Genomic DNA, 13974 nt, shown 5'->3' on the forward strand with positions numbered 1-13974 from the left:
TTCCTGCATGCCCCAATGCAGGAGCCGGGCCCACAATGCGGGATATGGCACCCCAGCGTCTCGTTGTGATCGGTGCGTCGGCCGGAGGCGTAGAGAGCCTGATCGATCTGGCCGCCGCGCTGCCTCCCGACTTTCCAGCTCCCGTGCTGGTGGTGGTGCATATTCCTGCGGGGACACGCAGCCTGCTCCCGCAGATCCTGCGCCGGGCTGGCCCCCTTCCGGCGATTCATCCCCAGGACGGGGAGCCGCTGATGGCGGGCCGCATCTACGTGGCGCTGCCCGACCATCACCTGCTGGTGGAGCAGGGACGGGTCGCCGTCACCAAAGGGCCCAAGGAAAACCGCTTCCGGCCTGCGATAGACGCCCTCTTTCGCTCGGCGGCCTACGTGTACGGTTCGGCGGTGATCGGCGTCATTCTCTCGGGCACGCTGGATGACGGCGTCTCGGGCCTGTGGACGATCAAGCGGCGGGGAGGCGTCGCCGTGGTGCAGCAGCCAGACGACGCCCTCTACAGCGAGATGCCGGTGAATGCCCTGCAACAGGTGGACGTGGATTACGTGGTGCCGCTGGCAGAACTGGGCGAGCTGCTCACGCGGCTGGTCACACAAAGCTCGCAGGATGGAGAGGACCAGATGAATGAGGAGGAACGGCGTCGTCTGGAAACGGAGGTGCGGATCGCCGCCGAAGACGGGGCACTGGAACAGGGCATCCTGGAGATGGGTGAGCTCTCCGCCATCGCCTGTCCCGACTGTCACGGAGCGCTGGTGCGGCTGCAGGAAGGAGGACACGTCCGCTACCGCTGTCACACCGGGCACGCCTTTAGCGCGAGCGCCCTGCTTGCCGGAGTGAACGAATCGGTTGAAGATAGCCTGTGGAGTGCGGTCCGGGCACTGGAAGAAAGCACCATTCTGCTGCGCCAACTCGGCGAGCACCACGCGGACGCTGGCAACGTGCGAACCGCAGAACTCTTTTTTGATCAGGCGCACGCCGCCGAGGAACGTTCCCGCCGGGTGCGGGATGTCCTGATCCAGGAAAATCCCCTGGACGACCCGGTGATTCGCGAGGGCAGCCAGGTCAGCCACGACCCCAACCTGCCCTGAGCGGAGCAGGGGCGCGCGCAGCAGAATGGAGAGGTCATGACTCGACAACCCATCGTGGTGATTGGCGCTTCCGCCGGGGGTGTGGAAGCCCTTCAGGCGCTTGCATCGCGGCTCCCCACGGACTTTCCGGCACCCGTCTTGATGGTCTTGCATATCGCGCCCTACAGCCCGAGCGTCCTCCCCGACATCCTCAACCGCTGCTGTGCACTGCCCGCCCAGCACGCGCAGGACGGCGAGACAGCGCAGCCGGGCCGCATCTACGTGGCGCCGCCCGACCATCACCTGCTTGTCGAGAATGGCGAGCTGGCTGTGACCAAAGGCCCCCGGGAAAACCGGATGCGGCCCGCGATAGACACCCTCTTTCGCTCGGCAGCGTACACGCACGGGCCGGACGTGACCGGGGTGATTCTCTCGGGCCTGCTGGACGACGGGACCTCGGGCCTGTGGACGATCAAGCGCCTGGGGGGCCAGGCCATCGTGCAGGACCCGGGGGACGCGCGGTTCGACGCTATGCCCCGCAGCGCCATTCAGCACGTTGCTGTGGACGCCGTGCTGTCCGCAGCGCAGATCGGCGAGCAGCTCTCCCAGCTCGTTCGTCAACCGCGCCAGAGCCTCGCCGTTCAGCTGGAGCCACACGAGCACAAGCGCCTGCGGGCTGAGGTGCGGATCGCCGCGCAGGACAGCGGATACGAGCTCGGCATCATGAACTGCGGCAAACCCTCCCTCCTCACCTGCCCCGAGTGCCACGGCACGCTGACGCAGATCCAGGAGGGTACCCTGACGCGCTACCGCTGTCACACCGGGCACGCCTACACCGCAAGCAGTCTGCTGGCCGACATCACCTCGGACATCGAGGAAAAGGCCTACCAGGTGCTCCGCGCCCTGGAAGAGAGCGCCATTCTGCTGCGGCAGCTCGGCGGCCAGTGCGAGCAGAGCGGGAACCTACGGGCCGCGCAGGCGTTCCTGGTTCAGGCCCACGAGGCTGAGGAGCACGCCCAAACCGTCCACAACCTGATCATCCATAACAAGCAGCTCAGCAGCGCCAAGGTGGAGGAGGCTGCGCCGCGGGAGTAGCGGAGCGCCTCCCAAAGACTTGTCCACCGTTGATGCACGCGAATGGGGGGGCAGGTCCAGCGTCTACAGATCCCGAACCCGCCCGTCTCCACCTGTGGTCCCCCAGGCTGACCCCAGGCTGGTTCCAGGAGTGGCCCACACCCACGGCGGGCCTGGAACCGGGTGGCTTCAGTGTGCACCGGCTGGCGCGGGCCGACCTTTAGCCTCCCTTGAGGAGGAAAACTTCTTCAGGGGGGCCCGGCACACCGCATGATGGGTGGGTGGCACACCCCACGGCTTCTTCTCGCGTTCCCCGCGTGTTCCTGCCCGTTCTCGCCCTGGTGGGCTGCGGCGCGTTTCTCAATGTGTACAGCACCCAGGCCCTGCTGCCGGAGCTCGCGCGCGAGTTTTCGGCGTCCAGGGTGGCGACGTCCCTCACGGTGAGTGCCACCACCCTAGCGATGGCCCTCTGTGCCCCGCTGGTGGGCCTCCTGGCAGACGCGCTGGGGCGTAAACGCCTGCTGGTAGGAGCTCTGCTGCTGCTCGCCGTGCCCTGCCTCTTGATCGCCCGGGCTGATTCGCTCGGCCACCTCATCCTCTGGCGCTTCGTACAGGGCGTCCTGATTCCCGGCGTCATGGTCGTCACCACGGCGTACGTCGCGGAGGAACTCCCCACCCCACGCGTTCCGGCAGCGCTTGCCATGTACATCACGGGCACGGTCGTCGGAGGCTTCGGGGGGCGCTTTTTGAGTGGCGTCGTCGCAGAAGCAGCGAGCTGGCGGGAGGCATTCCACGTGATCGCCGCATCCAACCTCCTGATTGGGCTGATCGCCTGGGCCGTCCTTCCCCGGGCGAGGAATTTCGTGCCCCAGCGGGCCGGGCAGGCCCTCCCGACTCTGGGAAGCCACCTGCGCAATCCGCCGCTTCTCGCCGCGTGCGCGGTGGGGTTTGCCCTGCTGTTCGCGTTGGTGGCCGCCTTCACCTATGTGAATTACCACCTGGCGGACCCGCCCTACCGGCTGACGTCCGCAGGCCTTGGGACAGTCTTTACCGTGTACCTGCTGGGCGTGGTCGTCACGCCACCCTCGGGCCGCCTGGTGGCGCGCTTCGGTCACCGGCGGGTACTGCTGGGCGCACTCGCGCTGGCGGCGCTGGGTTTCACAGTCACGCTGGCCGCACCCCTGCCGCTCATCATCCTGGGTCTGGCGATCGGTTCGAGCGGCGTCTTTGTCGCTCAGGCCACCACGACGGGGTACGTTGCCGCGAGCGTAACGCAGGGGCGGTCGCTCGCCTCCGGCCTCTACAACCTCGCGTACTACACGGGGGGCGCGCTCGGGGCAGTTCTGCCCGGGGTGGCCTACGCCCGCTTCGGCTGGAGCGGAGCCGTTGCGGCTGGGCTCGCGGCCCTGGCGCTTGCAGCCGCCCTTGCCGCCCTCGCGTGGCCGCGAACGTCAGGCCCGTAGACCCGGGGGCACTCCTCCTTCCCCGGCTTGCAATGAAGCCTTTTACATGTAACACTCATTTCGTTCCACAGTTTGTGTCTGGCTGGAAGCCCTACGTTCACCCGAAGGGAGGCTCCCTACGTGCTTCAACCTGTTGCCAGGGACCGCGTTGTCGACGTGGTGCGGGAACGGCTGCGCGCAGCCATCCTGGCGGGGGAACTCGCCCCCGGCACCCGCCTGAGCGTACCGGAACTCGCCCGTCATCTTCAGGTCAGCCGCTCGCCCGTGCGCGAGGCGGTGCTGCTCCTCGTGGGAGAAGGGCTGGCGGTCGAGCATTCGCGGCGGGGCGTGGAGGTGGCGCGGCTGGACCTGGGCGACCTGCTCGAACTGTACGAGCTGCGCGCGGCCCTCGAAGGCCTGGCCGCGGGTCTGGCGGCCGAGCGGATGAGCAGCACCGACCTCGCGGCGCTGCGGGGGGTGCTGGACGCGCAGGGCGCTGCAGCACTGGGGGAGGCGGGCCGCTTCCGCGACCTCGACGCCCGGTTTCACCAGATCGTCGTCCAGACCTGCGGCAATGCCCGGCTGGCGCGGCACGCCGAGCTGCTCGCACGGGAGATGCGCCTGGCGGGTCCCCTTCTGCTGAACACCCCCGCGCACCTGCGCCGCAGCCACGAGGAGCACCGGGCCATCGAGCGTGCGCTGCGGCAACGCGACGGCCCCGCCGCCGAGGCCGCCATGCGCGCTCACCTCACCCGCGTCGCGCAGGCCGTTCGTATCCACCACACCCAGCCCTGATTTCCCGGAGGAGAACCCCATGCGTAAGACCCTGACCCTCGGCCTCATCCTCAGCCTCTCCACCCTGTCTGCCGCTCAGGCGCAGGGCACGATCAAGATCGGCGCGATCACGTCCATCACCGGGCGCTTTGCCGAGTTCGGCAAGATGCAGCTCGCGGGCTTCAAGGTCGGCGTAGACGAGGTGAACCGCCGGGGCGGTGTCCTTGGGCGCCGCATCGAACTCGTGATCGAGGACAACGCCAGCGACGTCAACAAGGGCCTGGCCGCCGCCGAGCGGCTGGTGAACGCGGGCGTGCCGCTGGTGCTCAACGAGTACTCGTCCAGCCTGGTCAAGGCGCAGGCGCAGTACCTCGCCCGCCAAAAGGTCCCGGCGCTCGTCTTCAGCTCCAGCGGCGACGACATCACCAAGCCCGGCAGCGACTACATCTTCCGCCTCAACCAGCCCGCGACCGAGTACGCCCGCGTGATCCTCAACATCTTCCGCGCCAACAAGTTCCGGAACATGGCGATCATCGCGGGAACCGGGGCCTTTGAGAAAAGCGTTGCCGACGCTGCCCAGGACTTCGCCAAGGAATACGGCATCACCGTGGTCGAGGACCAGCGGTACGACAAGGGCCTCACCGACTTCCGACCGGTCTTGAACCGCATCAAGGCCAAGAACCCCGACGGCATCCTGATGGTGTCCTACGCCGAAGACAGCGTGGCTCTGATGCGCCAGGCACGCGAGGTCGGCGTCAAGCCACGCCTCTTTGCCGGGGGTGCGGCGGGCTTTGCGCTGCCGGAATTCGTCAAGGACGCCGGAAGCGCCGCCGAGAACGTGGTCACGGCAACCGCCTGGATTCCCCAGCTCCGCTACCCCGGCACCCAGAAGCTGAACGTCGAGCTGAAAAAGGCGCTGGGCGGACAGGACCCGAGCTACCACGCGGCTCAGGCCTACGCCGCCGTTTTGGTCGCGGCCGAGGCGATTCGCCGCGCGGGAAGCACCGACCGAGAAAAGGTAAAGGCGGCCCTCAACACCCTCAACATGCAGACCGCGTTTGGCCCCATTCAGTTCAAGGACTACAGCGGCTTCCGCAACCAGAACCCGCTCACGATGATCGCGCAGCAGGTTCAAAACGGCGCCTTTGTGCCCGTCTACCCCAAGAGCGTCGTGCCCCGTGCGCTCAAGTTCGAGCGCTAAAAGCCGTCTCCTTTCCCAGCCGCCGACCGGGGGCGGAACGAGCCAAGGCTTGGCCCGCCCCCCACAGGAGTTCATATGGATCAAGCCGCCCTCACGGCGCTTCTTCAAACGCTGGTGCAGGGCCTCCTCACCGGGGGGCTCTACGCCCTGATCGGCACCGGCCTGAGCCTGATCTTCGGCGTGATGCGGGTCATCAACTTCGCGCACGGCGACTTTCTTGCCATCGGGATGTTCATCACGCTGGCCCTCTTTCGCACCTTTGAGCTCGACCCCTATCTCAGCCTGCTTGTGGCCGCGCCGTTTGGCTTCGCGCTGGGCTTTGTCCTGCAGCGCCTGGTGCTCGCGCGGCTGGGAGACCGGCTCAGCGAGGGCAGCATGCTCGCCACGCTGGGCCTGGGGCTCATCATCAGCAATACGCTGCTGCTGACCTTTGGCGCGCAGCCGCAGAGCATCAACGTGCCCTACGCGACGAGCACCTTTCAGCTCGGCGGCGTGCAGGTCAGCATTCCGCTCCTGATTGCGGGGGTGGGTACCGCCGGGGCCATCGCGGGACTGAACCTGCTGCTCTACCGCACTGAGCTGGGCCGGGCCATTCGTGCCACGGCCCAAAATCCCTTGGGGGCCGAGCTGCAGGGCGTGAAGACCGGCCATATCCAGGCCATCGTCTTTGGGCTGGGCGTGGCCTTTGCGGCCATCGCAGGCGTGCTGCTGATGCCGCTGCTGTACGCTTTCCCGACCGTGGGCGAGAACTACACCACCAAGGCGTTTATCGTGACGGTGCTGGGGGGCCTGGGCAACCTTCCGGGGGCCATCGCGGGTGGGCTGGTGCTGGGCGTGATCGAGTCCCTCGGGGCCTTTTATATCAGCAACAACTACCGCGATGCCTACGGGCTGATCGCCTTCCTGCTGGTGCTGCTGCTGCGCCCAGAAGGCCTCTTTGGAAGGACAGTGAAACGGGTATGAAAGAATCAGCGGTTTTTCCGCATTTCTTCCAAGCGAACGCGAGTGGACAGGGCAGCGGCCTCCGGGAATGGGAGGGACTGACGGTGTTCTCCCGGCAGGCTCGGAAATGGACGGGAGCCGCGTGACCACGGCTGCACCGCTGCCCGCCGCCCGGCCCCGCGCCCTCACCTTCGGGAATGTCTGGCTCAGCCTGGCGCTGCTGGCCGTTATGCTCGTCTATCCCTTCGTCTTCGGTAGGGCGCTGAATTTTGGCGTCGCTACCCTGATCTTCGCGGGCTTTGCCATGAGCTGGAACGTCCTGGGCGGCTGGGCCGGGCAGCTCAGCCTGGGGCACGCGGCCTTTGTGGGCGTCGGGGCCTATACCCTGACGCTGCTTGCTATGCCGGAACGCGTCCCGGCTTTTTTCGGCGGTCCGGTCGCCCCGTGGTGGGGAGCCCTGATCGGCATGGGGCTGGCCGCGCTGCTGGCCGCCGTGTGGGGAGGGCTCACCTTTCGCCTCCGTGGAAGCTACTTTGTGCTGTCCACCATCGCCGTGGCGCTGGTGCTGCGGTTGGTGGCGATCAACAGCGCCTGGACCGGCGGGGCGGAGGGCCTTTTTATGCCGGAACTCCCCACCCTCTTCGGTCTGGACCTGTTTGACCGCCGGGTGGAGTACGGCCTGGCCCTCGGCTTCGTGACGCTCACGCTGCTGGTGACGCACCTGCTGCGCCGCTCACGCCTGGGCTACGCCCTTCAGGCGGTCCGCGAGGACGAGGACGGGGCGCGGGCGCTGGGGATCGACCCGGCCCGGATGAAGGTGATCGCCTTTATGCTCAGCGCGGCCCTGACGGCCCTGGGCGGCAGCCTCTACGCGATCTACCTGCAGGCCTTTGAGCCTCACACGCTGCTCGAACTGCCGCTCAGCGTGCAGATCGCGCTGATGGCGATTATCGGCGGGCGCGCGAGCATCCAGGGCCCAATCATCGGAGCTGTCCTGCTCAGCGTGTTCGGCGAGGTGTTTCGCACGGTCTTCGCCAGCGCCAACCTCCTGATCTACGGCGTCCTGATTCTCGTCGTCACGCTGTTTGCCCCGGACGGCATCATGGGCCTTTTCGGGCGCCGCGGGCGCAAGCTGGGGACCGCACGATGACCACGCCCAACCTCCCCGAACTCACCGAGTTCCCCGGCCAGCGCGTGCACGCCCCCCCCGGACCACCCCTCCTCAGGGCCGAGGGCATCACCGTGCGCTTCGGCGGCGTGACCGCCGTGAAAAACATCAGCCTAGCGGTGCGCCCCGGCGAGATCCTAGGCCTGATCGGGCCGAACGGAGCCGGGAAGACCACCCTGTTTAACGCGCTGACCGGCTTTGTCCGCCCCAGTGCGGGCCGGGTCATCTTTGACGGGCGCGACGTGACCCATGTGCCGCCGCAGGGGCGGGCACGGCTGGGCATGGCCCGCACCTTCCAGGTCGAGCGGCCCTTCGAGGACCTCAGCGTGCTGGAAAACGTGCTGGTCGCGAGCTTCCTGCACCATCGGGGCCGAGCGGCGGAGGACCGCGCCTATGCCGTGCTCGAGCGCGTGGGGTTGGCCGACCGAGCCACCCAGCCCGCCGCCGAGCTGAACCTGGCCCGCCGCCGCCGCCTGGAACTCGCCAAGGCACTCGCCCTCGAACCCCGCCTGCTCTTCCTCGACGAGAGCATCGCGGGCCTGAACCCCCCCGCCCAACAGGAGATGGTGGCCCTCATCCGCACGCTGGCGGGGTCAGGCCTCGGGATCGTGATGGTCGAGCACATCATGCACGTGATCATGACCCTCTCGGACCACGTGATCTGCATGGCGTTCGGCGAGCTCCTCGCGGAGGGCGAGCCGCAGACGGTCGCCACCCACCCCGACGTGATCCGCGCCTATCTGGGAGACGAGAATGACTAGCGTCCAGCCGCAAGCTGCCCCCCTCCCCATTCGTGACCGAGTGCTCAACGCGGAGGGCCTGGAGGTCGCCTACGGTGAGGTGCAGGTGGTGTTCGGCGTCTCGCTGCACGTGGACAAGGGCGAACTGGTCGGCCTGGTCGGCGGGAACGGCAGCGGCAAAAGCACCATCCTGCGGGTGCTGTCGGGGATGTTAAAAGCCCGAGCGGGCACCGCAACCTACCGCGGCCATAACCTCAACGGGGTGCCTCCGCACCGCATCACTGATCTGGGCGTCGCTCACGTGCCCATGGGCCGCCAGCTTTTCGGGCAGATGTCGGTCGAAGAGAACCTGCTGATGGGGGCGTACCTCCCACGGACCCGCGCACACCGCGCCGCCAACCTCCAGAAGGTCTACGACTTCTTCCCGCGCCTCACGGAAAAACGCCTGACGCCCGCGGCGGCCCTCTCCGGCGGCGAGCAGCAGATGGTCGCCATCGGGCGGGCACTCATGAGCGAGCCAGAAGTTCTTCTGATGGACGAGCCCTCTCTCGGCCTCGCACCGCTGGTCGTCTCCGAGGTGATGCGGGTGATCGCCTCCCTGCGCGAGCTCGGCCTGACCGTCCTGCTGGTTGAGCAAAACGTTCGGCAGGTGCTTAAGGTCACCGACCGCACCTACGTTCTAGAGCTCGGCAGGCTGGTCAAGGAGGGACCGAGCCGCGAGCTGATGGGTGACCCGGACATCATCCGGGCCTATCTGGGTGTATGAGGGGAGAAACCGCCCGAGCCTCAGCGGTGTTCCCGGGCCCACAAGGCCGTGCGGCGCAGACCCTCTTCGAGGCCCAGCGGCTCACCCAGCACCTCCTGGAAGCGCGAAGGGTCAAGAACCGAACGCTCCAGGTCACCCGGGCGGGGAGGAGCGGGGCGCAAATCCGCCTGCACGTTCAGGGCCGCCGCGAGCTGTTCGGCGAGTTCCCGGGTGCTCGTTCCCACCCCGGTCCCGATGTTGAGGAGCCGGGGCGTCTCTCCCCGCGCCGCCGCCAGGTTCGCGCGCGCAACGTCACTCACATAGACGTAGTCGCGGACGCAGCCGCCGTCCCCCGGCTCGCGCATCGCGTTGATCTGCACGGGTTGCCCGGCCAGCATTCGGTCCGCGAAGATCGCCACCACCCCGGCTTCTCCGTGCGGGTTCTGACGCGGCCCATACACATTGCCGTAGCGCAGAATCACGAACTCCAGCCCGTACTGCTGCCGAAAGGTTTCCAGGTAGTGCTCGAAACTCAGCTTGCTGGTGGCATACGGGCTATAGGGCCGCGGGGGCGTCTCCTCGCTGGCTGCTCCGCTGGGCACCTCACCGTAGATGGCTCCCCCGGTCGAGGCAAAGACCACCCGCTCCACGCCCTGCGCGCGCGCGGCCAACAACACGTTCAGGCCCCCGATGACGTTCACCTCAGCGTCGAACACCGGTTCGCGGACGCTGACACTCACGCTGGCCTGCGCCGCCTGGTGGCTGACCACGCTGGGCCGGAAGTCCTGAAAGGCCGCCTCCACCGCCGGTACGTCCCGCACATCCACCTCGAACAGGTGCACGCCTTCGGGGAGGTTTTCGCGCTGGCCGGAAGAGAGGTCATCGAGTGCCGCGACCTCCCAACCTGCCTCCAGCGCCGCCTCAACCACGTGGCTGCCGATAAAGCCTGCGCCACCCGTCACCAACATTCGCCTGCTCGTCATGGGCCTGAGCTTATACCCATTCCGCTCGAAAGGTGTTGATGGGCTCGGCTGAACAGGCGCAGATCATGCACCGCCTTAAAGCAGTGCGCTTCAAACCAGCGCCGTGCCTGAGGGTCGCACGATCCCAGGCGAGGGAAGTGATGCGGCGGGCAGTCCTACCGTGCTCCCGTACGGCTGATCCACAGTAGGAACTCAGCACTTCACACAGCGGATGGGGGCATCTTCGGGGCTCAGGGCCAGACAGGCAGCAGGAAGTGGTACGGCTCGTCGTCTACATCGCTGGGGAAGCATGCCTCATCATCCCTTCATGATGATAGCGACGGAGCCATCCCCTTCAACTTGCAACCCCTGTTGACTAGCCTAAAACGGCATATTACCTTGGGCTCAACCACCTGCCACTACAAAAGGTGGGGGACGAAGAGCATACCCTTTGTCCCCCACGAGTACCCTCACCTACATATTCACATTCCAAGAGGCTGGTATGAAAAAAGCTCTCCGTTCGGTTCTCCTCATATCGGCACTCATGTGCAGCAACGTCGCCCTCGCCAGCGGTGACGTCCAAGCCCAGGGTGGGTGCTGGTCGCTCAGCCTCGGGCCCATCTTTATCACCAACTGCTTCTGAGGAGACCCATGAACAAGAACTTGAGAACTGCTCTGGCGGTGCTGGCCATGACCGTCCCCACGCTTGCCCTCGCGCGGGGAGACGTCACCCCGCAGGAGGTCGGCTGCGTCAAGATCTTCACCATCACCATCTGCTGGTTCTGACCGGAGCGACCCGTGGCACTTTCGATCAGGCGTAACGTTGTCCGGGACGATCCTACGAGTCCCCGGCTGTGGACGGTGCTGACCAGTAGGCCCCTCGCCCGCCGCTGGATTGGCCGGCCCGCTCCGGCCGCCCCGGGCCTGATCCTCAGCACCGAGCGGCCCACGCTGCTGTACTTCCGAACGCGGGGCTGCACAGTGTGTGACCTGGTGGACATGCAGGTTGCGCAGGCCTGTCGTCAGGCTTCGGTGGAGCTGGTGATCATCGACCGGTACGCGAAGTCCGACGACCCCGCGGACCGGGCCATCTACGACCAGCCCGGCAACCTGCTGGACAAGGGCGGCGTGATCAACGAGCAGTACGCCGTGGGCGTGTACCCGACGTTCGTCCTCGTGAACCCGGACCACCGCATCGTGCTCAAGGACGTGGGAGCAAAAGCCAAACCGGAGGCTTTCAAAGCATACTTGGATGAGCAGTTCCAACGGGCGCTCAGTACCTGACAACTTAAGGTAAAAGGCGTTCCCACTGACTTCTTTGGCTTCTTGGAGCGTGTTTTAAACGTTCGGCGTCACCGATCAGAGCCGTTGCCACGGGCAGCCCACCTTGAAGCGGCGAAAAGCGTCAGGTCGTGCATGAAGCCGAAGGAGAAGGCGACGCCCCTGATCATCTGGATCGCCACGTTGACCAGCAGTTGCATCTTCAGGGCGTTTTTTCTTGCCGCTGTACCGGCGGCGCTGTTTTTTTGGAGCACTCACACGGCATTTCCGAGACGCCGAGAGCAATGATGCTGTAGACCGTCCCGCTGGCCCCCAGGACTTTTTTCCCGAGCAACCTGATGCTCGCTGGCCATGAGGGCGACCACCTTTCTTCTTCTGCGCCTCGCGCCCTCTGAGCACCGCTTCCATCTCCGCGCGCCCGCTCCAGTCGCTCGTGTTCCACCCGACCCGCTTGGCCTTCTGCGTTCCCAAGAGGTCTGATCGACTTCTCCGCTGAGCTATAGTGTCGCAATATTTCTTATCCGAGGTGCCCAATGACTCGCCCCACCGATTTGCCCCCCGAAGGCCCCCAGCTCGCCGACCTGCTGGCGGCGGTGCAGGCCTGGCAGCAGAGCCAAGCGCCTCGCGAGGTGCTGATCGGGCTGCTCACCCACCTCGATGACCAGCAGGGCGGGATGGTGCAGGAGCTGATCGAGCAGCTCGCCGGTCAGGGCCGCGCGCAGGCGCCGAGCCGCCAGACAGACGAGTGGCGGGCAGAACTGATGGCCTCACGGGCCAGGGCGTGGGCCTCGCCGAACAGTGCTGGCCTCCTGGTCGGCCCCACAGTCCTCATTCTGAGTGATGGCCGGCGGGGGGTTGTGCTGAGCGAACGCGGTACGCGGCCGCTGGGAAGCAGCGTCGCTGCCTCCCTGCTGCTGCTGGCGCAGACGATCGTGCTGGCTGACCACGCCCTGGACTCCCGGGAGGTGAGCGAGTTGCGGCAGCAACGGATCGAGTCCAGCTCCACGTCACTTTCTGAGATCAAGCCAGTGTCTTGAGCACACCGGGAGGCACAGCTACTCGCCCATCAACCAGATGTAGCGCGCCAGCAGCAGGGCCGCCACCACGTACAGGATGGGACTGACACGGCGGGCCTGGCCACTGAAGAGCTTGATGGCGCAGTAGCTGATGACCCCCAGGCTGACGCCGTTGGCGATAGAAAAGGTGAGCGGCATGGCGATGATTGTCAGGAAGGCGGGGAGGCCCTCGCTGATGTCGTCCCAGTCCACGTGCCGGATGCCTTCCATCATCAGGGCACCCACCAGAATTAGGGCGGGAGCGGTGGCCGCACCGGGAATCGCCGCGGCAAGCGGCCACAGGAACATGGCCAGCAGGAACAGCACGCCGACCGTGACCGCAGTGAGGCCGGTGCGCCCGCCCTCACCGATGCCCGCGGCACTTTCCACATAGGCCGTGGTGGTGGAGGTGCCCATCCACGCTCCAAACATCGCCGCCAGACCGTCCATGGCAAAGAGGCGGCGGGCACGGGGCATGTTGCCGTTCTTGTCCAGGAAGCCAGCGCGCTGTGAGAGCCCCGTCAGGGTGCCGGTCGCGTCGAAAAAGTCCACGAAGAAAAAGGTGAAGACGACACTGAGCAGACCCAGGCCGAGCGCTCCGGCAATATCGAGCTGGCCCACCAGCGACGCAGGCCACACCGGCGCGCCGAAAATGCCCAGAAAGCTGCCCTCGAAGCCGGGAAAGGGCCGCAGGGCGCCGTTTGGCCCACCCGGATACACCGCCGCACCCGTGACGATGGCGATCAGGGTGGTGGCCAGAATGCCCCACAGAATGGCACCGGTGACCCGGCGGGTCATCAGCACGGCGGTGATCATCAGGCCCAGCAGCGCCAGCCACACCGGCGCCGCCGTCAATGACCCTAGGCCCACCAGCGTCGCGGGGTTGGCGACCACGATTCCGGCGTTCTTCAGGCCCAAAAAGGCCAAAAAGGCCCCGATGCCGCCCGTGATAGCGAACTTCAGCGCGTTCGGGATGGCCTGCACGATCGCCTGCCGCGCCCCCAGGACACTGAGCAGCACAAACAGCACGCCGCTGAGAAACACCGCTCCCAAGGCGGTCTGCCACGGCACGCCCATGCCCTGCACCACCGTATAGGCAAAAAAGGCGTTCAGGCCCATGCCGGGGGCCTGCGCGTAGGGGTATTTGGCCACCAGCCCCATCACAAAGGACCCAAACGCTGCCGCGATGGCCGTGGTCATCAGCAGCTGCACAAAGGCATTGGGCACCTGGATGGCCGCCGAAAGCACCTGCGGATTCACGAAGAGGATGTAACTCATCGTGAGGAAGGTGGTGATTCCCGCCCGAACCTCGCGCGAGAGGGTGGAACCGTGCGCGCTGAGGCCAAAGAAGCGGTCGAGGCTGGAGGTAGGAAGGGCACGAGCCGGAGGAGCGTCAGACATGCAGGACTCCTGAAGGGGAACACGGAAGCGGGCGGAAGAGAAACACCAAACTCAACTGCGAATTGTTCTATAGACCACTCTTCTGACACCGAAGTTATCTAGGGTGGGGT

At 66.3% G+C, this 13974-nt stretch carries 15 protein-coding genes and 1 pseudogene; 12 read left to right on the top strand and 4 right to left on the bottom strand.

The window, feature by feature from the left end; translation table 11 throughout:
* The first annotated feature begins 44 nt into the window (after positions 1-44).
* The 9 genes from EI73_RS14360 (at position 45) to EI73_RS14400 (ending at position 9186) form a co-directional block, all read left to right on the top strand.
* Positions 45-1100: a chemotaxis protein CheB gene (locus EI73_RS14360; protein WP_081909105.1), complete on the top strand. Its 1056-nt coding sequence runs from the start codon at positions 45-47 to the stop codon at positions 1098-1100.
* 36 nt (positions 1101-1136) lie between these two features.
* A complete protein-coding gene (locus tag EI73_RS14365; protein ID WP_034388779.1) occupies positions 1137-2174 on the top strand; it encodes a chemotaxis protein CheB in 1038 nt (345 codons plus the stop codon).
* Positions 2175-2434: 260 nt separating this feature from the next.
* Complete coding sequence (locus EI73_RS14370; protein ID WP_197050794.1) at positions 2435-3616, top strand: MFS transporter; 1182 nt, start codon at positions 2435-2437, stop codon at positions 3614-3616.
* Positions 3617-3736: 120 nt separating this feature from the next.
* Positions 3737-4390 (top strand): GntR family transcriptional regulator, encoded by a 654-nt coding sequence (locus tag EI73_RS14375; RefSeq protein WP_034388781.1) that lies wholly within the window; start codon positions 3737-3739, stop codon positions 4388-4390.
* A 19-nt stretch (positions 4391-4409) separates the two neighbouring features.
* Positions 4410-5570, top strand: coding sequence for an ABC transporter substrate-binding protein (locus EI73_RS14380; protein ID WP_034388782.1), 1161 nt, complete (start codon positions 4410-4412; stop codon positions 5568-5570).
* Positions 5571-5645: 75 nt separating this feature from the next.
* Positions 5646-6533, top strand: a complete 888-nt coding sequence (locus tag EI73_RS14385) for a branched-chain amino acid ABC transporter permease (protein ID WP_034388783.1) — start codon at positions 5646-5648, stop codon at positions 6531-6533.
* A gap of 121 nt (positions 6534-6654) precedes the next feature.
* Positions 6655-7662 (top strand): branched-chain amino acid ABC transporter permease, encoded by a 1008-nt coding sequence (locus tag EI73_RS14390; RefSeq protein WP_231557372.1) that lies wholly within the window; start codon positions 6655-6657, stop codon positions 7660-7662.
* Positions 7659-8441 (top strand): ABC transporter ATP-binding protein, encoded by a 783-nt coding sequence (locus EI73_RS14395; RefSeq protein ID WP_081909108.1) that lies wholly within the window; start codon positions 7659-7661, stop codon positions 8439-8441. The genes EI73_RS14390 and EI73_RS14395 overlap by 4 nt, the downstream gene beginning before the upstream one ends.
* Entirely contained in the window at positions 8434-9186 is a 753-nt protein-coding gene (locus EI73_RS14400; protein WP_051935656.1) for an ABC transporter ATP-binding protein, read from the top strand. Before EI73_RS14395 ends, EI73_RS14400 begins: the two co-directional genes overlap by 8 nt.
* A 20-nt stretch (positions 9187-9206) precedes the next feature.
* On the opposite strand, the gene EI73_RS14405 is transcribed toward EI73_RS14400, so the two are convergent.
* Positions 9207-10148 carry an NAD-dependent epimerase/dehydratase family protein gene (locus tag EI73_RS14405; protein ID WP_034388785.1) on the bottom strand — a complete coding sequence of 314 codons (942 nt, stop codon included), beginning with the start codon at positions 10146-10148 and terminating at the stop codon, positions 9207-9209.
* A 35-nt stretch (positions 10149-10183) separates the two neighbouring features.
* A pseudogene (locus EI73_RS16775) lies at positions 10184-10399 on the bottom strand (IS5/IS1182 family transposase); the annotation flags it as partial.
* 379 nt (positions 10400-10778) lie between these two features.
* On the opposite strand from EI73_RS16775, the gene EI73_RS16870 reads away from it, so the two are divergent.
* Positions 10779-10913, top strand: a complete 135-nt coding sequence (locus EI73_RS16870) for a hypothetical protein (RefSeq protein WP_255344512.1) — start codon at positions 10779-10781, stop codon at positions 10911-10913.
* A 12-nt stretch (positions 10914-10925) separates the two neighbouring features.
* The gene (locus EI73_RS14415) at positions 10926-11411 is read left to right on the top strand and encodes a hypothetical protein (RefSeq protein ID WP_156103622.1); all 486 of its coding nucleotides are present in this window, start codon (positions 10926-10928) and stop codon (positions 11409-11411) included.
* 68 nt (positions 11412-11479) lie between these two features.
* On the opposite strand, the gene EI73_RS16425 is transcribed toward EI73_RS14415, so the two are convergent.
* Positions 11480-11662, bottom strand: a complete 183-nt coding sequence (locus tag EI73_RS16425; RefSeq protein ID WP_156103623.1) for a hypothetical protein — start codon at positions 11660-11662, stop codon at positions 11480-11482.
* A 279-nt stretch (positions 11663-11941) separates the two neighbouring features.
* Between EI73_RS16425 and EI73_RS14420 the strand changes: the two genes are divergently transcribed.
* Positions 11942-12445: a hypothetical protein gene (locus tag EI73_RS14420; protein ID WP_034388790.1), complete on the top strand. Its 504-nt coding sequence runs from the start codon at positions 11942-11944 to the stop codon at positions 12443-12445.
* 18 nt (positions 12446-12463) lie between these two features.
* Here the strand turns inward: EI73_RS14420 and EI73_RS14425 are convergent, their stop codons facing one another.
* Entirely contained in the window at positions 12464-13864 is a 1401-nt protein-coding gene (locus tag EI73_RS14425; RefSeq protein WP_034388792.1) for an NCS2 family permease, read from the bottom strand.
* Between the last annotated feature and the right edge of the window lie 110 nt (positions 13865-13974).

The sequence above is a fragment of the Deinococcus sp. YIM 77859 genome (genome assembly GCF_000745175.1).
Lineage (GTDB): Bacteria > Deinococcota > Deinococci > Deinococcales > Deinococcaceae > Deinococcus.

Coding starts and splice junctions, on each gene's coding strand:
- EI73_RS14405 (WP_034388785.1), bottom strand. CDS start 10,148: ATGACGAGCAGGCGAATGTTGGTGACGGGTGGCGCAGGCTTTATCGGC.
- EI73_RS14380 (WP_034388782.1), top strand. CDS start 4,410: ATGCGTAAGACCCTGACCCTCGGCCTCATCCTCAGCCTCTCCACCCTG.
- EI73_RS14400 (WP_051935656.1), top strand. CDS start 8,434: ATGACTAGCGTCCAGCCGCAAGCTGCCCCCCTCCCCATTCGTGACCGA.
- EI73_RS16870 (WP_255344512.1), top strand. CDS start 10,779: ATGAACAAGAACTTGAGAACTGCTCTGGCGGTGCTGGCCATGACCGTC.
- EI73_RS14385 (WP_034388783.1), top strand. CDS start 5,646: ATGGATCAAGCCGCCCTCACGGCGCTTCTTCAAACGCTGGTGCAGGGC.
- EI73_RS14420 (WP_034388790.1), top strand. CDS start 11,942: ATGACTCGCCCCACCGATTTGCCCCCCGAAGGCCCCCAGCTCGCCGAC.
- EI73_RS14360 (WP_081909105.1), top strand. CDS start 45: ATGGCACCCCAGCGTCTCGTTGTGATCGGTGCGTCGGCCGGAGGCGTA.
- EI73_RS14365 (WP_034388779.1), top strand. CDS start 1,137: ATGACTCGACAACCCATCGTGGTGATTGGCGCTTCCGCCGGGGGTGTG.
- EI73_RS14395 (WP_081909108.1), top strand. CDS start 7,659: ATGACCACGCCCAACCTCCCCGAACTCACCGAGTTCCCCGGCCAGCGC.
- EI73_RS14425 (WP_034388792.1), bottom strand. CDS start 13,864: ATGTCTGACGCTCCTCCGGCTCGTGCCCTTCCTACCTCCAGCCTCGAC.